This is a genomic window from Nocardia sp. CNS-044 (genome assembly GCF_059570515.1).
Genome location: NZ_JCANSX010000013.1, coordinates 185,089 through 209,297, shown reverse-complemented (window position 1 = coordinate 209,297; position 24,209 = coordinate 185,089). Strand labels below are relative to the sequence as shown.

At 69.9% G+C, this 24,209-nt stretch carries 24 protein-coding genes; 17 read left to right on the top strand and 7 right to left on the bottom strand.

Going from position 1 to position 24,209, the window contains the following annotated elements; translation table 11 throughout:
* Nucleotides 1–367 precede the first annotated feature (367 nt).
* The 5 genes from T333_RS33305 to T333_RS33285 all read left to right on the top strand — a co-directional run bounded on the left by T333_RS33305 (nucleotide 368) and on the right by T333_RS33285 (nucleotide 5,933).
* Nucleotides 368–1,459, top strand: coding sequence for an ABC transporter substrate-binding protein (locus T333_RS33305; RefSeq protein WP_496426951.1), 1,092 nt, complete (start codon nucleotides 368–370; stop codon nucleotides 1,457–1,459).
* Nucleotides 1,459–2,322, top strand: coding sequence for an ABC transporter permease (locus T333_RS33300; RefSeq protein WP_496426950.1), 864 nt, complete (start codon nucleotides 1,459–1,461; stop codon nucleotides 2,320–2,322). Before T333_RS33305 ends, T333_RS33300 begins: the two co-directional genes overlap by 1 nt.
* Nucleotides 2,298–3,080, top strand: coding sequence for an ABC transporter ATP-binding protein (locus T333_RS33295; protein ID WP_355004153.1), 783 nt, complete (start codon nucleotides 2,298–2,300; stop codon nucleotides 3,078–3,080). The genes T333_RS33300 and T333_RS33295 overlap by 25 nt, the downstream gene beginning before the upstream one ends.
* Nucleotides 3,077–4,429: an LLM class flavin-dependent oxidoreductase gene (locus T333_RS33290; protein ID WP_496426949.1), complete on the top strand. Its 1,353-nt coding sequence runs from the start codon at nucleotides 3,077–3,079 to the stop codon at nucleotides 4,427–4,429. Before T333_RS33295 ends, T333_RS33290 begins: the two co-directional genes overlap by 4 nt.
* A gap of 295 nt (nucleotides 4,430–4,724) precedes the next feature.
* On the top strand, nucleotides 4,725–5,933 hold the full coding sequence (locus T333_RS33285) for an MFS transporter (RefSeq protein ID WP_496426948.1): 1,209 nt from the start codon (nucleotides 4,725–4,727) through the stop codon (nucleotides 5,931–5,933).
* Between the two features lie 209 nt (nucleotides 5,934–6,142).
* Here T333_RS33285 and T333_RS33280 read toward each other — a convergent pair whose 3' ends face one another.
* Nucleotides 6,143–6,727 carry a TetR/AcrR family transcriptional regulator C-terminal domain-containing protein gene (locus tag T333_RS33280; RefSeq protein WP_355004150.1) on the bottom strand — a complete coding sequence of 195 codons (585 nt, stop codon included), beginning with the start codon at nucleotides 6,725–6,727 and terminating at the stop codon, nucleotides 6,143–6,145.
* 133 nt (nucleotides 6,728–6,860) lie between these two features.
* Here T333_RS33280 and bioB point away from each other — a divergent pair, with 133 nt between their 5' ends.
* The 5 genes from bioB (at nucleotide 6,861) to T333_RS33255 (ending at nucleotide 9,804) form a co-directional block, all read left to right on the top strand.
* On the top strand, nucleotides 6,861–7,874 hold the full coding sequence (gene bioB / locus T333_RS33275) for a biotin synthase BioB (RefSeq protein WP_496426947.1): 1,014 nt from the start codon (nucleotides 6,861–6,863) through the stop codon (nucleotides 7,872–7,874).
* Between the two features lie 9 nt (nucleotides 7,875–7,883).
* Complete coding sequence (bsaP, locus tag T333_RS33270) at nucleotides 7,884–8,111, top strand: biotin synthase auxiliary protein BsaP (protein ID WP_097248370.1); 228 nt, start codon at nucleotides 7,884–7,886, stop codon at nucleotides 8,109–8,111.
* 23 nt (nucleotides 8,112–8,134) lie between these two features.
* The gene (locus T333_RS33265) at nucleotides 8,135–8,779 is read left to right on the top strand and encodes a DUF2567 domain-containing protein (RefSeq protein WP_357256706.1); all 645 of its coding nucleotides are present in this window, start codon (nucleotides 8,135–8,137) and stop codon (nucleotides 8,777–8,779) included.
* A gap of 66 nt (nucleotides 8,780–8,845) precedes the next feature.
* Entirely contained in the window at nucleotides 8,846–9,403 is a 558-nt protein-coding gene (locus T333_RS33260; protein ID WP_496426946.1) for a DUF1353 domain-containing protein, read from the top strand.
* A gap of 218 nt (nucleotides 9,404–9,621) precedes the next feature.
* Nucleotides 9,622–9,804 carry a hypothetical protein gene (locus T333_RS33255; RefSeq protein WP_496426958.1) on the top strand — a complete coding sequence of 61 codons (183 nt, stop codon included), beginning with the start codon at nucleotides 9,622–9,624 and terminating at the stop codon, nucleotides 9,802–9,804.
* A 64-nt stretch (nucleotides 9,805–9,868) separates the two neighbouring features.
* Here T333_RS33255 and T333_RS33250 read toward each other — a convergent pair whose 3' ends face one another.
* Together T333_RS33250 and T333_RS33245 are read right to left on the bottom strand one after the other, a co-directional pair.
* On the bottom strand, nucleotides 9,869–11,302 hold the full coding sequence (locus tag T333_RS33250; protein WP_496426945.1) for an ATP-binding protein: 1,434 nt from the start codon (nucleotides 11,300–11,302) through the stop codon (nucleotides 9,869–9,871).
* A gap of 77 nt (nucleotides 11,303–11,379) precedes the next feature.
* Nucleotides 11,380–12,132 (bottom strand): NUDIX hydrolase, encoded by a 753-nt coding sequence (locus T333_RS33245; protein WP_357256712.1) that lies wholly within the window; start codon nucleotides 12,130–12,132, stop codon nucleotides 11,380–11,382.
* A 76-nt stretch (nucleotides 12,133–12,208) separates the two neighbouring features.
* Here T333_RS33245 and nadA point away from each other — a divergent pair, with 76 nt between their 5' ends.
* From nadA to T333_RS33225, 4 genes are all read left to right on the top strand, one after another.
* Complete coding sequence (gene nadA / locus T333_RS33240; protein ID WP_355004144.1) at nucleotides 12,209–13,252, top strand: quinolinate synthase NadA; 1,044 nt, start codon at nucleotides 12,209–12,211, stop codon at nucleotides 13,250–13,252.
* Between the two features lie 100 nt (nucleotides 13,253–13,352).
* Complete coding sequence (locus tag T333_RS33235) at nucleotides 13,353–15,038, top strand: L-aspartate oxidase (protein WP_496426944.1); 1,686 nt, start codon at nucleotides 13,353–13,355, stop codon at nucleotides 15,036–15,038.
* 58 nt (nucleotides 15,039–15,096) lie between these two features.
* The gene (gene nadC, locus T333_RS33230) at nucleotides 15,097–15,957 is read left to right on the top strand and encodes a carboxylating nicotinate-nucleotide diphosphorylase (protein WP_496426943.1); all 861 of its coding nucleotides are present in this window, start codon (nucleotides 15,097–15,099) and stop codon (nucleotides 15,955–15,957) included.
* Between the two features lie 192 nt (nucleotides 15,958–16,149).
* Nucleotides 16,150–16,635: an aminoacyl-tRNA deacylase gene (locus T333_RS33225; protein WP_355004141.1), complete on the top strand. Its 486-nt coding sequence runs from the start codon at nucleotides 16,150–16,152 to the stop codon at nucleotides 16,633–16,635.
* A 44-nt stretch (nucleotides 16,636–16,679) separates the two neighbouring features.
* On the opposite strand, the gene T333_RS33220 is transcribed toward T333_RS33225, so the two are convergent.
* Nucleotides 16,680–17,318: a GNAT family N-acetyltransferase gene (locus T333_RS33220; RefSeq protein WP_496426942.1), complete on the bottom strand. Its 639-nt coding sequence runs from the start codon at nucleotides 17,316–17,318 to the stop codon at nucleotides 16,680–16,682.
* Between the two features lie 170 nt (nucleotides 17,319–17,488).
* Entirely contained in the window at nucleotides 17,489–17,938 is a 450-nt protein-coding gene (locus tag T333_RS33215) for a MarR family winged helix-turn-helix transcriptional regulator (protein ID WP_355004139.1), read from the bottom strand.
* Between the two features lie 103 nt (nucleotides 17,939–18,041).
* Here T333_RS33215 and T333_RS33210 point away from each other — a divergent pair, with 103 nt between their 5' ends.
* Nucleotides 18,042–19,691, top strand: coding sequence for an MFS transporter (locus T333_RS33210; protein ID WP_496426941.1), 1,650 nt, complete (start codon nucleotides 18,042–18,044; stop codon nucleotides 19,689–19,691).
* 396 nt (nucleotides 19,692–20,087) lie between these two features.
* On the opposite strand, the gene T333_RS33205 is transcribed toward T333_RS33210, so the two are convergent.
* The gene (locus tag T333_RS33205; protein ID WP_355004137.1) at nucleotides 20,088–21,266 is read right to left on the bottom strand and encodes a winged helix DNA-binding domain-containing protein; all 1,179 of its coding nucleotides are present in this window, start codon (nucleotides 21,264–21,266) and stop codon (nucleotides 20,088–20,090) included.
* A gap of 52 nt (nucleotides 21,267–21,318) precedes the next feature.
* Nucleotides 21,319–21,513: a TerB family tellurite resistance protein gene (locus T333_RS33200; RefSeq protein ID WP_496426940.1), complete on the bottom strand. Its 195-nt coding sequence runs from the start codon at nucleotides 21,511–21,513 to the stop codon at nucleotides 21,319–21,321.
* 19 nt (nucleotides 21,514–21,532) lie between these two features.
* Here T333_RS33200 and T333_RS33195 point away from each other — a divergent pair, with 19 nt between their 5' ends.
* Both T333_RS33195 and T333_RS33190 read left to right on the top strand, forming a co-directional pair.
* A complete protein-coding gene (locus T333_RS33195; RefSeq protein ID WP_355004136.1) occupies nucleotides 21,533–22,396 on the top strand; it encodes an arylamine N-acetyltransferase family protein in 864 nt (287 codons plus the stop codon).
* 60 nt (nucleotides 22,397–22,456) lie between these two features.
* Nucleotides 22,457–24,199, top strand: a complete 1,743-nt coding sequence (locus T333_RS33190; protein ID WP_496426939.1) for a penicillin-binding transpeptidase domain-containing protein — start codon at nucleotides 22,457–22,459, stop codon at nucleotides 24,197–24,199.
* Nucleotides 24,200–24,209 lie beyond the last annotated feature (10 nt).

Here is a 24,209-nt window from a genome sequence, read left to right as displayed (position 1 = left end):
GGCGGGTTGACCCAGCGCGTCGGTGGCGGGTTGATCCAGTGCTGCGGCGCCAGGTTGATCCAGCGCCGCGGCACTAGGTTGACCCAGCGCGTCGGTGGCGGGCTGGCACAGCGCCGCGCGGTGGTCGGCGGCTGTCGCAGCGCGGCGGCTCCGGGTCGAGTAAGGCACCGCGGTGGCGCGCTGGCACAGTCCCGCGGGAGCCGGGCCGGCAGAGTGCGGCGGTGGTCGGACGGCACAGCGTCGCGGTGGTCGGATAGCGCGGTGGCGCGAATTGAGCACAGCGCTGCGGCGCGCGGTCTGACACCGGTTCGAATCATGCTGCCGTTAACCGTGTTCGGGCCTGTTTCGTCCTGCTTGACTACCCAGCATGTTTCGACCGAGTACGTTCTTACCCGGCCTCCGTGGCCGCACCACCGCCGCCTTGCTCGCCGTGGCGACCGCTGCGACCCTCGGGCTGACCGGTTGCGCGAAGGACGACACACCGGTCGTCGACACCGCCAATTCGCCGCTGCCTACCGAGGTGCCCGCTGGCACCAAGCTGATCGTCGCCGATCAGCAGGAGCGCCTGCAGAGCGTGCTGCGCTTCTCCGGTGAACTGGACAAGCTGCCGTTCCAGGTGGAGTTCGCCAACTTCGTCGGCGGTCCCGCCATTCTGGAGGCGTTCCGCGCGGGCGCGGCCGACGTGGCGCCGGTCGGCGACGTGCCGCCGATCCACGCGCTGGTCGCGGGTCAGGACGTGCCGATCGTCGGCGCGCAGCAAACGAGCCCCGCCGCATTGAAATTGGCGGTCGCGCCCGGCCGCACCGCGACCACGCTGGCCGATCTGAAGGGCAAGAAGATCGCCTACGCCGAGGGCACGGCACAGCAGGCCGCGGTGTTGCGCGCGCTGGACAAGGCCGGGCTGAAGATCGGCGACGTGCAGCTGGTCCGGTTGCAGCTGGCCGAGTTCCTCGACGCGGTGCGCACCGGCCAGGTCGACATCGCCCCGCTGATCGAGCCGAATGTGACCCGCCTGCTGCGCACGCCCGGCACGTCGGTGATCTCGGACTCCGAGACCGCGGGCATCTACGGCGGACTGGCCTACCTGTACGCGCGGCGCGCGGTGACGCAGGATCCGGCCAAGTCGGCCGCGGTCGGCGCACTGGTCGGCGCTTATGTCCGGGCCTACCAGTGGGTGAACACCCATCGCGAGGAGTGGGCGCAGAAGTACTACGTGGACAACCAGAAGGTCAGCCCCGAGGACGCGCGGCGCATCGTGGAATCGCTGGGCACCTACACCTTCCCGCACCTGGACCAGCGGCTCGTCGACCGGCAGCAGTCCACCATCGACGCCATCGACGCCGCGGGCGAACTGCCCGAGAGAGTCAGCGCCAGCAGCGGTTTCCACCTGCGCTACGACGCCGTCGTGACGCGCGCGGTCGCCGAATCCGGCGCTTCCCACGAACCGAAGGAGCGGTGATGGCGACACTCGAAGCGGGCGTACTCGGCCGATTCGGCAGGGCGGCGACAGCGCCCGTCGAACTCCAGGCGCGCGGCAAGGTGTCGCGGCGCAGGCTCGGTCCCGGCAAGCCGATTCCGTTCGGCATCGCCCTCGGTCCGACGCTGCTGGTGGCGGCGTGGGTGATCGGATCCGCCACGGGCACACTGGATCCGGACACGCTGCCCGCGCCGTGGACGGTGGCGCAGACGGCAGGGGACCTCATCGCCGACGGTCGCTTGCAGTCCAATCTGCTGACCTCGGTGCAGCGCGCCGGTCTCGGTTTGGGCCTCGGCGTCGCCATCGGCGTGGTGCTCGCGCTGGCCGCGGGGCTGAGCCGCATCGGAGAGGCGGTGCTGGACGGTCCGATTCAGATCAAGCGCGCGATTCCGACGCTGGCGCTGATCCCGCTGTTCATCGTGTGGTTCGGCATCGGCGAGGAGATGAAGCTCATTGTCATCACCACCAGTGTGCTGGTGCCGGTGTACATCAACACGCACGCGCACCTGCGCAGCGTGGACGCCCGATACGTGGAACTCGCCGAGACCGTTCAGCTTTCACGGTGGGGCTTCATCCGCCGCATCGCACTGCCCGGCTCGCTGCCCGGTTTCTTCATCGGCCTTCGCCTCGCGGTCACCATCTCGTGGCTGGCGCTGGTCGTGGTCGAACAGGTCAATGCCACCAGCGGCATCGGCTACCTGATGACGCAGGCGCGTACCTACGGCCAGATCGACGTCATCGTGGTCGGTCTGGTGATCTACGGCCTGCTCGGGTTGTTCGGCGACATCGCCGTGCGCGCACTGGAAAGGAGGACGCTGGCATGGCGCCAGACACTCGCGGACTGAACGTGGTCCGTGCCCGAAACCTCAGCCGCGGCTTCGGTGACCGGGTGGTGTTGCGCGGCATCGACCTCGACATCGCTCGCGGCGAATTCGTCGCGCTGCTCGGTCGCAGCGGCTCTGGCAAGAGCACCCTGCTGCGCGCGCTGGCCGAATTGGACGACGACGTGCCGGGTTCCGGCGATCTCGCGGTGCCCTCGGAACGGGCCGTGGTGTTCCAGGACTCGCGGTTGCTGCCGTGGGTGCGGGTGCTCGACAACGTGACACTGGGCCTCAGCGGTGCGGGTTCGGCGGATCGCGGCCGCGCGGCGCTCGCCGAGGTCGGCCTCGGTGGCCGCGAGAAGGCCTGGCCCAAGGAGCTTTCCGGCGGCGAACAGCAGCGCGTGGCGCTGGCCCGCTCGCTGGTGCGCGAACCCGAGCTGCTGCTTGCCGACGAACCGTTCGGCGCGCTCGACGCGCTGACCCGGATTCGGATGCACGCGCTGCTGCAGGAGCTGTGCGCCAAGCACAAGCCCGCGGTGCTGCTGGTCACCCACGATGTCGACGAGGCGGTGTTGCTCGCCGACCGCGTGCTCGTCCTCGACGCCGGCCGCATCGCCATCGACCTGCGCATCGAGCTGGAACGTCCGCGCCGCCACAGCGATCCGGAGTTCATCGCGGCGCGCGAGCAGCTGCTCGCCGGGCTCGGTGTCGACCCCCTTGTCAGCGCGGCCGGTGACGCGGCCGCCTCCCATCTTCACGAGGAAGAGAAGCAAGCCTCATGACCGAGCGACCGCGCCAGCTGAGCCTGAACGCGTTCATCTACCCGTCCGGCCACCACGAGGCGGCCTGGCGGCACCCGCAGAGCCGTCCCGACCGGATCTACGACGTCACCTACTACCAGGAGATCGGCCGCACCGCCGAGGCCGCGAAACTCGACGCGGTGTTCTTCGCCGACGGACCGGCCCTGCGCACCAATGTCGCGCACAACGCGGCGCCCGGCCTGGAGCCGATCACGCTGCTGACCGCGATCGCCGCGGCCACAACGCATCTCGGCCTCATCGCCACCGCGTCCACCACCTACTACGAGCCCTACAACCTGGCAAGGCTGTTCTCCAGCCTCGACCACATCTCCGGCGGGCGCGCGGGCTGGAACATCGTCACCACCGGAACAGACCTGGCGGCGGCCAACTTCGGCCTCGACCGGCATCCCGGCCACGCGGAAAGATACGCCCGCGCACGGGAATTCGTCGACGCCGTGGTAGCGCTGTGGGACAGCTGGGAGGACGATGCGATCCTGCTCGACCAGGCCGCGGGCGTCTACGCCGATCCGGACAAGATCCACCGCATCGACTTCGAGGGCGAATACCTCAAGGTGCGTGGACCGTTCAACGCGGCGCGTACGCCGCAGGGCTACCCGGTGCTGGTGCAGGCGGGCGCGTCCAATGACGGCCGGTCCTTCGCGGGCCGCTACGCCGAAGCCATCTTCACCGCGCACCAGCGGCTCACCGACGCCCAAGCCTTCTACGCCGACATCAAGGCCAAGGCACGGGAATTCGGCCGCGACCCCGACCAGGTGAAGATCCTGCCGGGAATCAGCCCGTTCATCGGCGACACCGAGGCCGATGCCAAACGGCTCGAGCGCGAGTTCAACGAGCTCACCGTGCCGGAATATGGCCTTGCCCAACTGGAGAGCATCGCGGGCAAGAGCCTGCGGCACCTGGCGCTGGACGAGCTGGTGCCGGTCGAGGAGTTCGACGGCGCGGGCGACGTCACCGACAACGGGCAATCGCGGCTTCAGGTGGTGGCGGGCATCGTGCAGCGGGACCGTCCGACGCTGCGCGGGTTGCTGCACAGGTTGGCGGGCGCGCGCGGGCACCGGGTCTTCGCCGGAACCCCCGAGCAGGTCGCCGACACCATCGAGGAGTGGTTCCGCAATGGCGCCGCCGACGGATTCAACGTGATGCCGCCGTACTACCCCGGCGGACTCGAGGTCTTCACCTCGACCGTGGTGCCGATCCTGCAGGAGCGCGGGCTGTTTCGCACCGAATACAGCGGAACCACGTTGCGCGACCACTTCGGTCTCGCGCGGCCGGAGAGCCGGTTCGCCCGTCGCCCGGCGCTCGCCCGGTGAGCGGGGCGGACAGCGACTGTTCCGAGCATCGTCCGACCGTCGGGACGGCGGTTGTCGCGGGATCGTGGACGCACTCGACAGCCCCGGTGCGCAAGCGGATTCGTTTCGGTCGCGCGGCACGCGACTCGTCGGCGGGTGAGCTGCGCCGCGCCGGTGACGAGCTGCGCCGCGTCACCACCGGCGGGCTGCGTCGTGCCGTCTCGGCACGTTTCGAATCCATTGGGCGGCAGAGGGTTACGCTGGGTGTGGTGGCGTGTCGATGCGGTGTCCGCGTGGATGCTCGGCGGTCGGGGCGGTGAGCGGGGAACTAGCCGAAAAGCCCTCGCTCGCCTCGGATCCGGTGCGGCTGCGCAGCCTGACCTGGTCCGTGTTCGTGCCCATGGCGTTGTACGGCACCGGCTTCGGTGCGGCCGCGCCCATGTACGCGTTGCGTGCGCTGGACCTCGGAGCGTCGGTCGGGCTGGCCGGTGTGATCGTCGCGCTCGGTGGGCTCGGAATGGTGCTCACCGACCTGCCCGCCGGGCGCATCGTCGCGCGGATCGGTGAGCGCGGCGCGGTCGGTCTCGGTTCGCTGCTCGGACTGCTCGGCGTACTCGCCGCCATCTTCGCGCCGAATCTGGTGGTGCTGGCCGCGGGCATGCTGCTCAACGGCGCCGCGGGCGCGGTATGGGGGCTGGCCCGTCAGTCCTACATCGTGGCGGTGGTGCCGTCCGCCGATCGTGGGCGCGCGCTGTCGACGCTGGCGGGCGCGCACCGGCTCGGGTTCTTCTGCGGACCGTTCCTCGGGGCGGGGCTCGTGCACGGGATGGGACCGAACGGGGCGCTGTGGTTGCAGTGCGCGACGACGGTGCTCTCGGGTCTGGCGATGGTCGGCATCCGCGGTGTCGACGGGGAACAGGACGCGGGCGCGCACACCCTACGGTCCGTCGTCGTCGAAAACCGCAGGCTGCTAGGGACTTTGGGGTCGGCGGCGTTGTTGACCGGCGCGGCGCGCGCCTCCCGCCAGGCACTGCTGCCGCTGTGGGCGGCGCACATCGGACTCAGTCCAGCGACCACCAGCCTCATCTTCGGCGTCGCCGGTGCGGTGGACGTGCTGATGTCGTACCCGGCCGGTGTGTGGCTGGACCGGCGTGGCCGCCGTGCCACCGGGGTGCCGTCCATGCTCTGCTTCGCGGCGGGCTACGCCGTGCTGCCGTGGACGGACACCGCGCTCACCATGGGGGTCGCGGCGTTGCTGCTCGGGCTGGCCAACGGGATCAGCAACGGCCTGATCATGACCGTCGGCGCGGATGTCGCACCGGAAGGGCGTCGCGCGGAGTTTCTCGGCGCGTGGCGGCTCACCCACGACGTCGGCATGTTCGCGGGGCCGATCGCAGTCGGGGTGATCAGCTCGGTGGCCGTGCTCGGCGCGGCGGCTCTCGCACTGGCGTTCTCCGCGGCGGCGGGCGCGGTCGCGATGCACCGCTGGTTTCCCGGGGTAGCAGGTCGACTGCGGACGAAGTGACGTCCGCGGGTGCGACACCGCTGGCGACCAGTGCCGCGTCCAGAATGGTCGGCGCGACAGCCGACCGAAGGTCACCTTCATCCGGTCAGACCAACTGGAAGCGACCTTCATTCACCCGCCCAGTGCACCGACCGAGGGCGACCTTCCTCGTGGTGGGCCGGTGACGGTGGCCTTCGGTCGGATCGGGTGGCGTCGGACGCTTGCCCCGCTCAGCGGATGCGACTGCCCAGCAGGTGCCGAACGCCCGCGACGAACAGTTGCAGGCCGAAGTCGAAACGGGCCGTCGCGTCCGGGGTTTCGTCGATCGGAGTGCCGTCCTCGGGCAGCGCGCCCGCCGAATCCATCTGCATGCGGGACTGTTCGTCGACGGTCTGACCGAGCACGTAGTACAACAGGGTGAACGCGGCCAGCTCGGCCTCCTGGCGCGGCATGCCCGCGCGAATGGCGGCGCTGGCGAGGCGTTCGCGGCCCTTGCTCGTGGTCAGTCGGGAGGCGTAGGTGGACGAGACCAGTTCGGCGCCGTCGCGGTAGGCGAGCAGGCAGTCGCGCAGCCGGTGCGCGAGCTCGGAGATCTGGCCGGACCACTCGTCGGCGGTCACCGGATCCTCCATCGGCGCGAGTATGCGGTCGGCGACGGCGCCCAGCAGCGCCTGCTTGTTGGGGAAATGCCAGTACAGCGCGCCGGGCTGTACCTGAAGCGAGCTCGCCAGCCTGCGCATCGTCAGATCGGCGAGGCCGTACTGGTCGAGAATGGCGATGGCGCCGTCGACCACGTCCGCCCTGTGCAGTTGCACCCGAATTCCTCCCCGTCGTGTTTTGACTCACTCCTACCGCTACCCTAGCCTGAACACCGTTCAAGTTGCACGGCCACCTCGGGCGCGAGGCGCGTCGTCGCCGACAGGCAGTTCAGCCGAAGGGATCCGTCCAGTGACGCAGGCACCCGTTGACACCGATATTCTCTCGATCGCCCGCGAGCAGGTGCTCGAGCGTGGCAAAGGCCTGACCCAGGAGCAGACACTCGCGGTGCTGCGCCTCGGCGACGACCGGCTCGAGGAGCTGCTGTCGCTGGCCCACGACGTGCGCATGAAGTGGTGCGGTCCGGAGGTCGAGGTCGAGGGCATCATCAGCCTCAAGACCGGCGGCTGCCCCGAGGACTGCCACTTCTGCTCGCAGTCCGGTCTGTTCCAGTCGCCGGTGCGCGCCGCCTGGCTCGACATCCCGAGCCTGGTCGAGGCCGCCAAGCAGACCGCCAAGACCGGCGCCACCGAGTTCTGCATCGTCGCCGCGGTGCGCGGACCGGACGAGCGGCTGATGGCGCAGGTCGCCGCGGGCGTCGAGGCGATCCGCAACGAGGTCGACATCCAGGTCGCCTGCTCGCTGGGCATGCTGACCCAGGAGCAGGTCGACCAGCTGGCCGCCATGGGCGTGCACCGCTACAACCACAACCTGGAGACCGCCAAGTCGCACTTCCCGCAGGTCGTCACCACGCACACCTGGGAGGAGCGCTGGGACACCCTGCGCATGGTGCGCGAGGCGGGCATGGAGGTGTGCTGCGGCGGCATCCTCGGCATGGGCGAGACCCTGGAGCAGCGCGCCGAATTCGCCGCGCAGCTCTCCGAATTGGAGCCCGACGAGGTGCCGCTGAACTTCCTCAACCCGCGCCCCGGCACCCCGTTCGGCGACCTCGAGGTGCTGCCCGCCGCCGACGCGCTGCGCGCCGTCGCCGCGTTCCGTCTCGCGCTGCCGCGCACCATCCTCCGCTTCGCGGGCGGCCGTGAGATCACCCTCGGTGATCTGGGCGCCAAGCAAGGCATCCTCGGCGGCATCAACGCCGTCATCGTCGGCAACTACCTGACCACCCTCGGTCGCCCCGCCGAAGCGGACCTGGATCTGCTCGGTGAGTTGAAGATGCCGATCAAGGCGCTCAACGAAACGCTGTAGGGCCGGGCCATGAGTACTGTCATGGATATGGACGAGCGCTACAACCCGTTCACCGGCAAACGGATCGTGCCGGGTCTCGACGACGCGGTGCCCGCCGCGGCCGCGCTCGGCCTCGAGCCGCCGCGGTTCTGCGAGCAGTGCGGGCGCCGGATGATCGTGCAGGTGAGTCCCGACGGCTGGTGGGCCAAGTGCTCGCGGCACGGCGTGATCGACTCGAAGAGTCTGGAACACCGCTAGTGGCGGCCGTGCGGGCGCGGGGTGTGCGGACCGAGGCGGGCGTCGCGCTGCTCGTCTTGGCCGCCGTCGCGGTGTTCAGCGTGCTCGTCGGCGTGCTGTGGGGCTTCCTGGCGCCGACCGAACAGCTGCTCGTCACCGAACCGGGACGCGGCGCGCCGCTGACCGGCGAGAGCACCCATCAGTTCGACGCCGTCGCGCTGTTCGTCTGCGCGGGCGCGGTGACCGGACTGCTCACCGCCGTGGCGGCCTGGCGGCTGCGCACGGTGCGCGGGCCGCTGCTGCAACTCGGGCTGGTGTCCGGCTCGCTGATCGGCGCGTATTTCATGGCGCTGGTGGGGGAGACGGTCGCGGAGCTGCTGCACCCGCGTCCGGACGACCCGCCCGTCGGCCAGATCATCGAGCTGCCAACGCAAGTCGGCACGGCGCTCGCGTTGGTCGTGCAGCCGCTGGTGGCCTCGCTGGTGCTGTTGTTCCTCGCGGCGCTCAATCCGTCGGAGGATCTGGGCACCGGCTACGGCAGCGCATTCGGTCGTTCGCGCCCGAGCGAGCCGTTCACGCCGATCGGGTTCGACACCGCGGGGGCGTTCCCGCCGTACGGGAGCTCCTACGGCGGTTACGATCCGGCCGCCGAGGGCGGGACGGATTCGGTGCCCCGCCCGGCTCGCTGACACGTCACCCAACCGTTGCCTCTCCGCGCTGTTTTGGTGCCTCTACCACGTAAAATGGTGGAAAGCATGGCATTCGGAGAGGAACGGGTCGTGGCGTTCATCGGTGGCGGTCCGGTCGTCGAGGAGATCGACGCGAAGTTCTGGCGGCTGTCCGAGCCGCTCGTCTATCGGGGTGACGTTCAGGAATTCACCGTGCCCACGGGCTTCCGTACGGACTTCGCCTCGGTGCCGCGCGCGCTGGTCTGGCTCATTCCCCGCTACGGCGCCTACACCCGCGCCGCCATCCTGCACGACTATCTGCTGCGCTCGCAGGAGGTGAGCAGCGCCGACGCCGACGGACTCTTCCGGCGCTGCCTGCGCGAATTCGGCATTTCGGTGCCGCGGCGCTGGATGATGTGGGCGGCGGTGCGCTCGGCGAACCGGTTGGACGGCGCGAGCCCGCGCGACTGGGTCCTATTCCTGCTGATCGCGGTGCCCTCGGTGCTGTTCCTGGCGCTGCCGGTGATCGTGGTGACGCTGTTCCTGTGGTTGTTCTGGCTGGTGGAGCTGGCGTTCTGGGCCGGTGGGCGGCTCGCCACCCGCACACCCGCGCCGCCGCCCAGGCCGCAGATGAAAACGGCCTGAACGCTTTTCGGTGCATCACATGCGGGCGGCAAGCTCACGCGCGATCCTGCTCCATGCGCCGCCCGATTCGCGGATTCGCTGCGGCGGGCTCGCGATCGCGCTCCATGCGCCGCCCGCTGCGGCAGTACAAGGTCGAAAAATGGGTGGAGCACGAACGTCGCCGTGGTTACCGTGATCCGGCAACCGAACGGGCGAGCCCAGGGGAGGAGGTGACGACCATGCACGCCCAGCCGCACACCGCACCACACCCCGACACGTCCCGAACCCCTTCGGAACGCCCGGATCTCACCGCTTGGCGCCGCCGCCACGAACTGCGCCGCTCCAACGCCGCCCAGCCGATCCCCGGCAACAGCCGGTACCGCCGCACCCCGAAACACCGAAACCGTTCCCACGACGCGTGATTCGCCTCGGCGTAGCGAAGTTCGCGGCTGGATGACCGGTTCATGGTCGGCAGCTCGGGGCGCTTCAGCGCCAAGCGGCGACGAGATCTTCGGGACCCCAATGCATCGCCAACGGGAGTTCGGCTCCGAGACCTGCGCGGGATACCGCGACGAGCGGGGTGCGAGGGTCGGCTCCAGGCACCGACAGTATCGCCCGGGCGAGGGCGTCGTAGTCGTGGCGATCGAACGGGCGATCCTCCAGCCACTTGATCGATCCGAGGAAGTGGACCGCACCGGCGACCGGCTCACGATCAGCGCCGACGAGATCGATCTCCGGATTGTTCTGCCGGTTCCACCACCCACCGACCGCCTCGGCATCGGGCCAACGCTCATCGGGCAGCAGGCGCAGTAGCGATTCGCGAATCAGTGGTTCGACGGCACGTCCACGCCAGGCCGTCCAGGATCGTTCGATACGCGTGCGAGCGAGATCGCCGCGGCCTCGTTCGATCAGAGGGATTCCGCGCTGTAGGAAGGCAAGCCAGAATCGAAGGTACGAATCGGCGATGCGGTAGCGCTTGTTCTTGCTGTCGGGTTTGGTCGACAGCGGGATATCGGCCGCGACGATTCGTTTGGATCGCAAGGTAGTGAGCAGCGGCGTCAAGGTTCCGGCGGGCAGTGCGCCCACTCCGCCTGCCTGCGCCGCGATGGTGCTGAAAGTGCGCTCGCCGCTGCCGACCGCCTCGAGCACCGCGCGCGATCGCGAGGCTTCCGGAAATTCGCCGAGCAGCGTCAGTTCGCCTGCCACGAGCAGCGGTGACAGCGGGTTGTCCGTCGAAGCACGTAGGAAGTCGACCCTGCTCATGCCGGGCCGCCACGACTGAACGATCTCTGGGAAGCCGCCGGTGATCAGCAGAGCGTCGACGGCACCGGCCGCGTCGAGTTCGGTCATCGCCTGAACGTCGGCCAGATGGAGAGGTTCGACGGTCATTTTGGCGGCTCGCCCGAAGAACGGGCGCTCGCGGGACTGCAACGCCTCCATCACCGAGATATCGCTGCCGACCAGAATCAGGAGAACGGGCTTGGCCGACAGGTGGCGGTCCCACACGGTCTGCAGCGCACCCTCGTACTCGCCGTCCTGCTCGACCAGCCATGGCACCTCGTCGATCACCGCGATGGTGGGAGAGTCGTCGGGGATCGCAATGGCCAGGGCGCGCAGCGCTTGGTTCCAGTCGGTGGCCTGCAGGCCGGATACCAGTTCCGCGTCACCGAGTGTGGAGTGGGCGACGGTGGAGATGAAGTCGGCGCGCTCGGCTACCGGGTTGCGCGCGCGGGTGGCCTGGAAGACGACGTAAGGGAGCTTCGAGCGATCGCAGAACTCCTGGACCAGCCTCGACTTCCCGACCCGCCGACGGCCGGTCAGGATGACCGCTCGACCGCGTGTGGCCCCGGCCTTCTCGGTGACGAGCTCGCGCTGTCGAGCGAGAATGTCGAGGTCGGCGGCTCTTCCCGTGAACTCCACTAATCCTCCAGCGGATAAACATAGATGAAATCATACTTAGATTGATTCTAACTTAGATTAGTGCGATGAATTAAAGCTCACTCGGCTCGGGGGCGGAGGGCGGCGAATTCGTCGGTGACGCGGAGGCCGGAGTCGCTGAAGCGGTAGACGGCGGCGGGGCGGCCGCCCGCGCGGCCGGGGGCGGCGGTGGCGCCGGTGGGGGTGATCACCTTGCGGCGCGCGAGGACGCGCTGGAGGTTGGTGGTGTCGACGTCGTAACCCAATGCCGCGCAGTAGATTTCGCGCAGGGTCGACATGGTGAACGCGGACGGGGCGAGTGCGAAGGCGATGTTGGTGTAGGAGAGCTTGGCGGCCAGCCGGGTACGGGCGTGGTCGACGACCGTGCCGTGATCGAAGGACATCGCGGGCAGCGCCGAGACCGGGTGCCACGCGGTGTCGGCGGGCAGTTCCGGTTCGGCGGTCAGCGGGACGAGGCCGAGATAGGCCGACGCGATGCGGCGCGGGCCCGGCACGCGCTCGGGATTGCTGAAGACCGAGAGCTGCTCCAGATGCGTCAGCTCGCGCACGTCGACCTTCTCGGCCAGCTGGCGGCGCGCGGAGGCGTCCAGATCCTCGTCGTCGCCCAATCGCCCGCCCGGCAGCGACCAAGTGTCCTTCTGCGGGTCGAGCGCGCGCTCCCACAGCAACACCGCGAGCTCGGTGCGCTGATCGGGCGGGCACGGGCCCATGACACCGCTCGCAGCGCTCTGACCTGCGCCTTTATTTGTGGGGAAGCGGCGAACCTGGAACACCGCGGTGAGCGATTCGTGGATGGTGCTACTATGGGCCACGTTTTCGATTGTAAGTCGAAAACCTGGTTGAGTGCGAATCGGCGGTGTTGCCGGCCGCACGAGGAAGGGAGCCATCATGGCGACGACGGGTGCGAAACTGGCGCCTCCGCTGATGGGGCAGGTATTCGACGGGCCCTCGGGCTACACGGGTGTCGCGGCGACGCCCGAGTGGGCGCAGGAGGTCAAGCGTCTGGCGCGGGAGCGCAACGCGACCATTCTCGCGCACAACTACCAGCTGCCCGAGATCCAGGACGTGGCCGATCACGTCGGCGACTCGCTGGCGCTGTCGCGGATCGCGGCCGAGGCGCCCGAGGACACCATCGTCTTCTGCGGCGTGCACTTCATGGCCGAGACCGCGAAGATCCTCAGCCCGGAGAAGACCGTGCTGATCCCGGATCAGCGCGCGGGCTGCTCGCTGGCCGACTCGATCAGCGCCGCCGAGCTGCGCGCCTGGAAGGCCGAGCACCCGAACGCGGTCGTGGTGTCCTACGTGAACACCACCGCCGAGGTGAAGGCGCTCACCGACATCTGCTGCACCTCCTCCAACGCCGTGGACGTGGTCGCCTCCATCGACCCCGACCGCGAGGTGCTGTTCCTGCCCGACCAGTTCCTCGGCGCGCACGTCAAGCGCGTGACCGGCCGGGAGAACATGCAGATCTGGGCGGGCGAGTGCCACGTGCACGCGGGCATCAACGGCGACGAGCTCACCGAGCAGGCGCGCAGCCACCCGGACGCCGAGTTGTTCGTGCACCCCGAGTGCGGCTGCGCCACCTCGGCGCTGTACCTGGCGGGCGAGGGCGCGTTCCCGGCCGACCGGGTGCACATCCTGTCCACCGGCGGCATGATCGACGCCGCGAAGGCCGCCAAGTCGAGTCAGGTTCTGGTCGCCACCGAGGTCGGCATGCTGCACCAGCTGCGCAAGGCCGCGCCCGGCATCGACTTCCAGGCCGTCAACGACCGCGCCTCCTGCAAGTACATGAAGATGATCACCCCCGCCGCGCTGCTGCGCTGCCTGGTGGAGGGCGCCGACGAGGTGCACGTGGATCTGGAAACCGCGGCGCTCGGCCGTAGTTCGGTGCAGCGGATGATCGCGATCGGCAATCCGGGCGGCGGCGAGTGAGCCGACGCCGACGACATGCGGCGGGCGTGTAGCGGCGCCGCATGACCTCGGCGGGCGCGGCGATGTTCGCGTCCGAGCTCGGAACGAGAGGCTGGCGGAGATGAATGCTCCGGTAATCGAGTGGGAGGCCTCGGCCGACCTGGTGGTGGTCGGCGGCGGCGTCGCCGGACTGACGGCGGCCCGCACCGCGTCGCTGCGCGGGCTGCGGGTCCTCGCGCTCAGCAAGGGCGGCCCGATCGACACCTCCACCCAGTACGCACAGGGCGGCATCGCCGTCGTAGCGCCGCACGGTGATTCGATCGAATCGCACGTACGGGACACGGTGGAGGCGGGCGCCGGGCTGTGCGAGACGAGCGCGGTGCGCGCCATCGTCGCGGGCGGGCAGGCGGCCGTCGCGGCGCTGACCGACCTCGGCGCGGTGTTCGATCTCGGTCGCGACGGCCAGATCTCGCGCACCAGGGAGGGCGGGCACAGCACCCGCCGCATCATCCACGCGGGCGGCGACGCGACCGGCGCGGAGGTGCAGCGCGCGCTCAACGCGGCGGGTCTGCCCGTGCTGTTCGGCGCGGCGGCCTGCGAGGTGGTCACCGGCCCGGGCGGGGTGCAGGGTGTGATCGCGGTGTCCGACAAGGGTTTCGGCGTGGTGCACACTCCGGCCGTGCTGCTCGCCACCGGCGGGCTCGGCCAGCTCTACGCGCTGAGCACGAATCCGGCCGGCGCGACCGCCGACGGCGTCGCGCTCGCGCTGTGGGCCGGTGCGGCGGTCGCGGATCTGGAATTCGTGCAGTTCCACCCGACCGTGCTGTACACGCCCGGCGGGCTGGGGCGGCGGCCGCTGATCAGCGAGGCGGTGCGCGGTGAGGGCGCGACTCTCGTCGACGCCGAGGGCAATCCGGTGACCGCGGGGGTGCATCCGCGCGGCGATCTCGCGCCGCGCGACGTGGTCTCCAGGGCTATCGCCGAGCGGATGCGCGAGCTGGGCACGGATCACGTCTTCCTCGACGCGCGCTCGATCGATGGTTTCGCGCAACGTTTTCCGACGATCACCGCCTCCTGCCTCGCCGCGGGGATCGACCCGCGCGCTGGTCTGATTCCCGTCGCGCCCGCGGCGCACTATCAGTGCGGAGGCGTTGTCACCGATGCGCACGGCCGGACCGGGGTGCCCGGGCTGTACGCCGCGGGAGAAGTGGCGCGGACCGGGTTGCACGGCGCGAATCGGTTGGCGTCCAACAGTCTTCTCGAGGGTCTGGTCGTCGGCGAACGGGTCGGTGCGGCGGCCGTGGAGCGCCTCGGCGCGCCCGCGGAGGTCACCGACGTGCGGCCACGCACCATGCCGCGGGCGCCGCGCGCGGCGCTACAGCAGGCGATGACCGCGCACGCCGCCGTGGTGCGGGACCGGGACGGGCTCGCGAGCGCGACGGCGACCTTGGAACGCGCTGTGCTGCGCGGCATGTCGAGCCGGTTCGCCGGTGACAGTGTCGTCGTGCCGCCCGCGCCGGAGGACCTGGCCGCTCGCCGAATCGCCGAACTGGAGGACGGCGCGCTGACGCTCACCGCCCGCGTGCTGCTGCTCGCCGCGGCGGCCCGCACCGAAAGCCGCGGCTGTCACACGCGATCCGATCATCCGGAGTCGAACGAGGCGCTGCGGCACAGCATTCCGATTCGCCTGGACGCCGACGGGCGACCGGACGTCTTCCTGGTCGGCGGCTCACCGGAAGGGGAGTCGCTGGCTTCCCGCCTGGCCGACGACCCCGAGGCCCCGGCGCTGACCCTGGCGATTCCGTGAACCCCGATATCGACTTTCGCCCGCGCCCGTCGCGGGCCGACAGAGTAGGAGTGCGCTGATGGCGCTGGACGCCGCACTGGACCGTGACGAGGTGCTCGCGCTCATCCGCACCGCGCTGGACGAGGATCTGCGCTACGGACCGGACGTCACCACGATGGCGACCGTGCCCGCCGACGCGGCGGTGAAGGCCTCGGTGGTCTCCCGTCAGCCGGGCACCGTCGCGGGCATCGACGTGGGGCTGCTCGTGCTCGACGAGGTGATCGGCGCGAGCGAATACGAGATCACCGAGCGGGTGGCCGACGGGACCCGGGTACATGCGGGTGACGTAGTCCTCGGCGTCGTCGCGCCGACGCGCGGGCTGCTGACGGCCGAGCGCACCATGCTCAATCTGATGTGCCACCTGTCCGGCATCGCCACCGCCACCGCGGCGTGGGTCGACGAGGTCGAGGGCACCAGGTGCGCGATTCGCGACAGCCGCAAGACGCTGCCCGGCCTGCGCGGCCTGCAGAAGTACGCGGTGCGGGTCGGCGGCGGGGTGAACCACCGGATGGGGCTGGGCGACGCGGCGCTGATCAAGGACAACCACGTCGTCGCGGCGGGTTCGGTGGTCGACGCGCTGCGCGCGGTGCGTGAACTGGCGCCGGATCTGCCCTGCGAAGTGGAGGTCGACAGCCTGGAGCAGCTCGACGCCGTGCTCGCCGAGAACGTGGAACTGGTGCTGCTGGACAACTTTCCGCTCTGGCAGACCCAGGCGGCCGTGCAGCGGCGCAATGCCGTCGCGCCGGAGACCAAGCTGGAGTCCTCGGGTGGGCTGACCTTGGAGATGGCGGCGGACTACGCGCGCACCGGCGTCGACTACCTCGCGGTGGGGGCGTTGACGCACTCGGTGCGGGTGCTGGACCTCGGTTTGGATATGTGAGCGGGGTACGGCCGCGCCGAGAGGCGCGTGCCGACCGTCGCTGAGCGCTCGCCAGCAATCCGATCGCAAATGGGGGTCGGCATTCGTCGGCAAAAGGCGCAAACTTACTCGTAGAACAGCTTGACGCGGTTCATCCGACTGCCATTGTCACCGGGACGCGGTGGCGCGCCAGCTAACGAGTGGAGGTCCGCAATGTCCATGTCATCGACGGTGGAGGAATGCCTGCGCGACGCGGGCGTCGAATACGAGGTCGTGCGTCATCCGCACAGCTACACCAGCGCCCATACCGCGTCGGTGGCCAATATCCCCGCCGATCGTCTCGCCAAGACGATCATGCTCGAGGACGATCAGGGCTACGTCGGCGCGGTGCTGCCATCGACCCATCACCTGCGCCTGTCGAAGCTCTGGGCGCAGACCGGACGGCATCTGGTCCTCGCCAAGGAGTCCGAACTTCGCTCGGTCTTCAAGGACTGCGAGGTCGGCGCGATCCCGGCCGTCTGCACCGCGTACGGCGTGCAGACGCTGATGGACGAAAGTCTCACCACAGTGCCCGACGTCTATTTCGAGGCCGGGGACCACGAGGAACTCGTCCACCTGCGTACGGATCAGTTCATGCGGCTGATGGAGCGGGCGGAGAAGGCGCACTTCTCCAAGCGTGGCGGCGGGCCTCCGGAGTGAACCTCGCGCGTCCGGTCGGCTAGGCCCTGGTCGGCCCGCGCTGATCAGAGGGCGCGGACCATCGTTCGCTGATACACCCGCTTGCCCTGATAGCGGAGGCCGGGGACCAGCGGCGCCGTACCGTGCTCGGTGAAGCCCATCCGCTCGAAAAACCTTACGGCGCGGGTGTTCTCGACGAGAGTTTGCAGGTGGCAGCCGGGGGATCCGGCCGCGGCGGCGTGCTCGAGGAAGCGCTCGATCAGTTCGTCGGCCGCGCCGGTGCCCCGGCCCTCCTCGGCCACGTTGATGTGCAGGTGTGAGGGCCAGCGCGGGTCGGTGAAGTCGCCCGCGGTGGGTCGGCGGCGCAGCTTCGCGCCCAACGCGTCGAGTGCGGCGCGCACGAAGAACGCGGCGGGCCCACGCCGGAACACCAAGCGGTACCGGCGAATCGCCGCTTCGATGCGCTCGTCTTCGGTGGGGAACGCCGCGCTGTCCACGCAGCCCGCGAGATAGCCGACCAGCGCGCCGTCTCGCACCGCGACGAACAGCGAGCGCGGTTCGATGTCCAGATAGGGGTCGAGGTACACCGCCGCCTCGGATTCCGCGTGCCCCCAGAGTGATTCGGTCGGCGCTCCGGAACCGGCGCGGCGGGCCAAAGCGCGTAGTTCGTCGCGATCGGGCTCGGTGAACCGGCGAATCTCCACGGCATTCAACGTACCGCCGCGCGGTGTCTGCTCGCCGTCGGCGGATCGGCGCGGGTATCGGCTCGCCGGGTGCGGGGTGCGGGGTGCGGGGTGCGGGGTGCCGGGTGCGGGGTCGGCGGATCGGCGTGGGCGTCGGCTTGTCGAGCCTGCGGTCGGTGGATCGGCGTGCGTCAGCTCGTCAAGCTCGTGGTCAGTCGCCGCAGCAGTGTCTCGAACTGATCCAGGATCTCGGGCGGGTACTCGGCGAGGATCGCGTCCTGGCGTTCGTTGCACGGGCGGAAGAATTCGTCGGCCCGCTCCTTGACCTGCCCGCTCGTGCGCAGCGTGACCACGCGCCGGTCGGTGTGCTCGCGGGTGCGGGTGATGTATCCGGCGTCTTCCAGCCGGTTGAGCAGTGAACTCATCGCGCCCGAGGTCAGCGCGATGCGCTTGCTCAGCAATGCCGGTGAGATCGGCGTGCCGAGCGTCTCCGCGGAGGTGATCTCCCGCAGCGCGAAAGCGTCGGTGGAATGCACGCCGAGTTCCGCGGCGAACCGGCGGCCGAGCTCGGCGAAGCTCGCGCCGTAGGACAGCAGGACGTCGGCGAGTCGTTCGCGTTGCGCCGCAGGGTCGTTCGACACCGGCACTCCTTCCCTCGATGGGCACGAGCGCGCCCGCACAAATTGACAACTTACCCCGGCGCGGAATACCTTCATCATAAAGTAACTTGATGATGGAGGTAAATTGCCAACCGAAACCGATACACCTCCCGCCCGGCACTGGTTCGGGCTGATCGCAGTCTCGTTGGGTGTCGCGCTGATCGTCGTGGACCTGACGATCGTCAACGTGATCGTCGCCCCGATCATCGACGACCTGGGCATCACCTCGATCGAGGCGCAATGGATCCAGGAGTCCTACGCCATCGTCTTCGCGGCGCTGCTGTTGGTCACCGGTCGCCTCGCCGACTTGTACGGTGCGCGAAGGCTTTTCGTGATCGGACTGGTGATCTTCGGCGTTACCAGCCTGCTGGCCGCCGCGGCGCCGAACGGCGGCGCGCTCATCGCCGCGCGCTTCCTCCAGGGCGTCGGCGGCGCGCTGATCCTGCCGACCTCGCTGGCCTTGGTGAACGCGGGCTTCGCGGGTCCGGCGCGCGCCAAGGCGTTCGCGATCTGGGGTTCGACGATCGGCGCCGCGGCGGCGGTTGGTCCGCTGCTCGGTGGCTGGCTGGCCGACTTCTCGTGGCGGTGGGCGTTCGGCATCAATATTCCGCTGGTGCTCGTCATAGTGGCTGCGGTGCTGCGGTTCGTGCCTGATCGGCACGGACTGGCGCAGTCCGTCGACGGTCCCGCGCACGACCGGCGCGGACGTGCGCCGCGGGTCGGCGGAGGTGCGGATCTGCGCGGTGCGGCGCTGTCGGTGCTCGGCCTCGGTCTGCTGTCGTTCGCGTTGATCGAGGGGCGCCACTACGGGTGGGTGCGCACGATCGAGCCGCTCGTCGTCGGTGGGGTGGCCTGGCGCGGTGGGCCGTCGCCGGTGCTCGTCGCGTTCCTCGTGGCGATGGGCACGCTGGCGCTCTTCTGGCGGCGGCAGCGGAGGCTGGTGCGGACGGGTGGTGAACCCCTGCTGGACGTCCGGCTGTTCGGGATCGTCTCGTTCCGCAACGGCAATGTGGTCACGCTCGTGGTGGGCGTCGGTGAATTCGGGATCATCGCGGTGCTGCCGTTGTGGATGCAGTTCACCCTCGGCTATACGGCCTTCCAGACCGGGCTCGCCCTCGCCGCGCTGGCGGTCGGCAGTTTCGTCGCCAGCGGGGCCAGTTTCGGGATGACCGCGTCGGCGATGGCGCAGGTGCGCATCGGCCTGGTGCTGGAGGCCGCGGGGCTGGCCTTGCTCGCGCTCGTCGCGGCCACGGACACGCGATGGTGGGCCATCGTCCTCGCGCTGTTCGTCTACGGCGTGGGCGTCGGCTTCGCGACCGCGCAAGTGACGAACGTGGTGCTCGCCGAAGTGCCCGGCGAACGCGCTGGCCAAGGGTCGGGCATCCAAAGCGCGGCGAGGGAACTCGGCTCCGCGCTCGGCATCGCCGTGCTCACCACGCTCTTCTTCAGCGTGCTCGGCAGCGACCTGCGTGACCGTCTGGTGGACACGCCCGCCGCCGACAGCCTGACCGACGCGGTCACGGCCAGCGCCGGATCGGCCATCCCCGCGCTGGCCGCCGACCCCGCCACCGCCCCGATCGCCGAGGCCGCCCGCGAGTCCATGTCCTCCGGTCTCGCGCTCACCGCCTATGCCTGCGCGGGGCTGCTCCTCGTGGCCTTGGCCACGACCGCATCCATCCGCAAGCGCGCAGAGCCGGTCTCGACACCTGCGGTCGACGAAGCCGCCGCCCCCTGAGTTCGGCACATACTCGTCACCCGCCTCGCAGGGCGGCAAGCCTGGTGAGGCGGGTGCACGCTGGGTGGCGATGCGTCTCCACACGCGGGTGCCGGGTCGAGCCGCGGTGCTTGTTTGTCGGATCCGGGCGCGGCTCCTAGCGGCTCGGAGTTGCCAGTGCCGTCCGCGCGCAACAGTGCCAGCGCTTGCTATGCGGCGTGCCCTGTGGGGCTGGTGGCTTCGCAGACTTTGCGCGCTTTACAGGCAATCGGATCTTGCACGGCGTGCCGAGGTGTGCGAGGCCGAGAACGCTCGGGACGCCAGGCGAGGGAAGGTGCGGCTGGTCGCGGTGCGGAGACGTTCGGCCCGCACGTGTGGTCGCGAGCAGCGACGCCGGGGTCGGCGAAGTGGTGGGTATCAGGCGGTGAGTTCGCGTTCCAGCGGGGTGCGGAAGCGAGGGATGGTGCGAACGGGGCCGAACCACTTCGCGGTGCGGGCGGCTTCGGCTTCGATGCGCGACTTCGCTTCGGAGCCGACGTCTTCCAGGAGGCGCCAGACGATCTCGCCGTCTTTGCGCTGCGCCCAGCCGCCGACGATGCGGCCGTTCCACCAGAGGGTGGGGCCGATGTTGCCGTTGCGGTCGAAGAGGGACGCGGCGTGCGGGCCGAGGTACCAGTCGCGGGACTGCCAGCCCATCGGGGTCGGATCGAGGGCCGGGAGGAGGGCGGCCCAATCCTCGGGCGGCGCAACGGGTTCGACGTCGTCGGCGAGGACGAGGCCGGGGGTGCCGTCCAAGTCGACCTCCGCCACCTCCAACCGGGCCAGCGCCTTGCGCACCTCGGCCAGTGACCAGCCCGTCCACCATTTGAGGTCGCTGAGCGGGGCCGGGCCGAAGGCGGCCAACCACTTCCGCACCAGTTCGGCGCGCGCCTCCTCGGCGGGCAGTTCCGCGACGCCCTCGGGCAGCCACGATTCCACCGGCGCCCACAGGTACTGGCTGCTCGCCCAGCTGCCGTTCGGCCGCCCGCGCACGATGCGACCCTCGCAGCCCAGGGTGACGAGTACCCAGGTCGTGATATTGGTCGGCTTCGAATACGCCTTGTCCGGTGCGGTATTCACCTGGGTGCGCAGCCGCGGCACGTCCTTGCCGAGCTGCGCGCCGGTGGCGGCGCCGCGAGCGAGCAACGCGCGGTGGGTCTTCTCTTCGACCTCGGCCCACCAGCTCGCGACATCGCCGTCGCCGATACCGGCCTGCTCGAGAAAACGTCCGTAGGTCTTGCGTTGCTTGTCCGCCAACGCGTTCGCGCACGCGGCCTGGAGCACCGGAACCAGCTCGACGGGCGCGACGAACATGGTCCGGCGCATCGCGAGCATGCGCAGCAGCGTCCGCTCGTCGTACAGCGCGCGCTCCACGTCGGCGGGCGTCGCGTAGAGGCTGCGCGCGCCGAGGGAAAGGAACACCGTGGCCGGATCGGTGGCATGCAAAACGACCAGCGACCTCGCGATATTCGCGATGTCGTCGGTGCGGTGCGCGTCCGCCAGCCGGTGCCGCACTCCCAGTCGCGCGCGCCGCTCGGCGGCATCTATCGAACGCATAGGCGAATACTAATCGCCGCCTCCGACATCCACCGTCGACTCGTTGCGGCGCTCAGAGCCCGAACTGGCTCGGGTCCAGCCGCAGCGCCTGACAAGCCTCGCGCGCCGCCGCGACCTCGGCCTGGTCGAAGGACCCGTCGGCATTGCCGATCATGATGCCGATCTGCACGACGGCCTGCGCCTCGGCGGGCTTGCCCGAAACGCGGCGGAACACATAGCACCACGCGCCGGTTGTTCGGTTCGACACCGACGAAGAGAGGCGTGAGATGAGCAAGCCGGCGGATGCCGCATATCACTGGAACGGCGCGGAGTTGGACCTGGACGCCTATCTGGCCAGGATCGGCTTCGACGGCGAACGTGCCCCCACCCTCGCGACGCTGCGCGAACTCGTCTACCTGCACACCACTTCCATTCCGTTCGAGAACCTGGAGCCGGTGCTCGGTCGCCCGATCCCGCTGGATCTGGCCACCTTGCAGGACAAGCTGGTGCGCCGCCGTCGCGGCGGCTACTGCTACGAGAACGTCGGACTCTTCGCCGCCGCGCTGGAACGCCTCGGATTCGGGGTCACCGGACTCAGCGGCCGGGTGACGATGGGCTCCGGCGGATTGCGCCCGGCGACGCACGCCCTGCTGCGCGTGACGACCGCGGACGACGACCGCGTCTGGCTCTGCGACGTCGGGTTCGGTTCCGGCCCGCTCGAGCCGTACGAGCTGGTCGAACGCCCCGGCGAGTTCGCCTTGGGCCAGTGGCGATTCCGCCTCGAACGCACTGTCGGCGAGCTGGACACCGACGTCTGGGTGCTGCACCAGTTCGGCCGCGACGGCTGGATCGACCGCTACACCTTCACGACCGAACCGCAGTACCGCATCGACTTCGAGGTGGGCAACCACTTCGTGTCCACCTCGGCGCGCTCGCCGTTCACCGCGCGCCCGTTCGTCCAACGCTTCCTGCCCGACGTCCACCACGTGCTCGACGGCCTGACCCTCGTCACCGAACGCCCCGACGGATCGAGCGAAACCCGTGCGCTGGAGCCGGGGGAACTGCCCAAGATCCTGGAGGAGTTCTTCGACATCGAACTCGATCCGGCCGACGCCGCCACGCTGAGCACAGCGCCCTGGCTCGACCGCTGAGCGCGACACCGTCGGCGCGGGTACGCCGCGCCGACGGACGATTCGGTTACCGTCGGCTGGGTGCGCATCCACCGGAAGATCCTGGTTCTGTCCGCAGCGCCCGTGCTCGCCCTCGCCGCGTGCGGTTCCGGGCCCGAACAGCCGGACACCGTGGCCGGTCAGTTCGCCGACGCGCTGAACCGCGACGACATCGCCGCGGCGGCCGCGCTCACCGACGACCCCGCCGAGGCGACCGCCACGTTGAATCAGCTCTACGACGGTCTCGGCAAGGAAGTCACCTTCGAGGTGAACTCGACCGACGGGAACGGTTTCACCCTCGCCGCCACCTGGCAGCTGGGCAAGGGCGGCCGGGACGAGTGGAGCTACACCACCGTGGGCGAGGCCACCGAGAACGACGGATGGAAGATCCGCTGGGATCCCGCCACCGTCGCGCCCGGCCTGGCCGCTGGCCCGTTGACCTACGGACCCGCCTTCGCCAAGCCCGCTCGCGTTCTCGACGGCGCGGGCGGCGATCTCATGACCGAACAGATCGTCACCCTGGTGAACCTCGCGCCCGGCGTGGACACCGGCGCCGTCGCGGCCCTGCTCGCCCCGCTGGCTCCTGGCATCACCGCGCAGTCCCTGGAGACGGAACTCGCGCAGGGCAAGCCGGTCACTGCGATCACGCTGCGCGCCGCCGACATCGCCCCGATCAACGACGCGCTGGCCGCGCTGCCCGGCGTCACTCTCGCACCGCAGACCCGGCTGCTGACCGTCGACAAGGCACTCTCCTCACCGACCATGACCGGCATCACCGAGCTGTGGCAGCAGAACGCTGACGAGGCGGCGGGCTGGGCGGTGCGGGCCAAGACGCCCACCGGCACCGAACGCGTCGCGGGCGAGGATCCGCGCCAGGCCGCCGACATCGCCACCACGTTGAGCACCGGTTTGCAGCGCTCCGCCGAGGACGCGCTCGCGCCGATCGCCCAGCCCGCGGCGATCGTCGCGCTACAGCCCTCCACCGGCAACGTGCTCGCCATGGCGCAGAACGCCGCCGCGGACGCGCAGGGCCCGATCGCGCTGACCGGCCTGTATCCGCCGGGCTCGACCTTCAAGACCGTGACCGTCTCGGCCGCGCTCCAGGCGGGTGAGGTGAATCCCGACACGGTGTTGCCCTGCCCCGGTAGCGCGGACATCGAGGGCCGCCGAATCCCCAACGACGACAACTTCGATCTCGGCCAGGTCCCGCTGCACACCGCCTTCGCCCGCTCCTGCAACACCACCATGGGCATGCTCGGCGTGCGGCTGCCGCCGGACGGGCTGACGAAGGCGGCCGCCCAGCTCGGACTCGGCATCGACTACGTCACACCCGGCTTGACCACGGTCACCGGCAAGGTGCCCACCGCCCACACCCCGGCCGAGCGCGTCGAGTCCAGCATCGGTCAAGGACAGGTGACAGCCTCGCCGTTCGGCATGGCGTTGGTCGCCGCGTCGATCGCGCGCGGCTCGGTGCCGACGCCGACCGTGGTGCAGGGCAGACCCGGCGTGGCCGACCGGCAGCCGGAGCCGCTGTCCGGGACCGTCGACGACCAGCTGAAGACCATGATGCGCGAGACCGTCACCGGCGGCACCGCGACGCAGTTGCGCGACATCCCCGGCCTGCTCGGCAAGACCGGCACCGCGGAATACATCGATGACACCCACGCGCACGGCTGGTTCGTCGGAATCGACGGTGACCTGGCGTTCGCGGTGTTCGTCAGCGACGCGGGCAGCTCGGGTCCGGCGGTGGAGGCCGCCGGTCGGATGCTGCGTGCGGCGCGGTAACCTTCGGCAT

Bases quoted from the DNA above. Each gene is read 5' to 3' on its own strand.
- T333_RS33305 (WP_496426951.1), top strand. From the start codon at position 368: ATGTTTCGACCGAGTACGTTCTTACCCGGCCTCCGTGGCCGCACCACC.
- T333_RS33300 (WP_496426950.1), top strand. From the start codon at position 1,459: ATGGCGACACTCGAAGCGGGCGTACTCGGCCGATTCGGCAGGGCGGCG.
- T333_RS33295 (WP_355004153.1), top strand. From the start codon at position 2,298: ATGGCGCCAGACACTCGCGGACTGAACGTGGTCCGTGCCCGAAACCTC.
- T333_RS33290 (WP_496426949.1), top strand. From the start codon at position 3,077: ATGACCGAGCGACCGCGCCAGCTGAGCCTGAACGCGTTCATCTACCCG.
- bsaP (WP_097248370.1), top strand. From the start codon at position 7,884: ATGAGTACTGTCATGGATATGGACGAGCGCTACAACCCGTTCACCGGC.
- T333_RS33260 (WP_496426946.1), top strand. From the start codon at position 8,846: ATGGCATTCGGAGAGGAACGGGTCGTGGCGTTCATCGGTGGCGGTCCG.
- T333_RS33255 (WP_496426958.1), top strand. From the start codon at position 9,622: ATGCACGCCCAGCCGCACACCGCACCACACCCCGACACGTCCCGAACC.
- nadA (WP_355004144.1), top strand. From the start codon at position 12,209: ATGGCGACGACGGGTGCGAAACTGGCGCCTCCGCTGATGGGGCAGGTA.
- T333_RS33235 (WP_496426944.1), top strand. From the start codon at position 13,353: ATGAATGCTCCGGTAATCGAGTGGGAGGCCTCGGCCGACCTGGTGGTG.
- nadC (WP_496426943.1), top strand. From the start codon at position 15,097: ATGGCGCTGGACGCCGCACTGGACCGTGACGAGGTGCTCGCGCTCATC.
- T333_RS33225 (WP_355004141.1), top strand. From the start codon at position 16,150: ATGTCCATGTCATCGACGGTGGAGGAATGCCTGCGCGACGCGGGCGTC.
- T333_RS33205 (WP_355004137.1), bottom strand. From the start codon at position 21,266: ATGCGTTCGATAGATGCCGCCGAGCGGCGCGCGCGACTGGGAGTGCGG.
- T333_RS33195 (WP_355004136.1), top strand. From the start codon at position 21,533: ATGAGCAAGCCGGCGGATGCCGCATATCACTGGAACGGCGCGGAGTTG.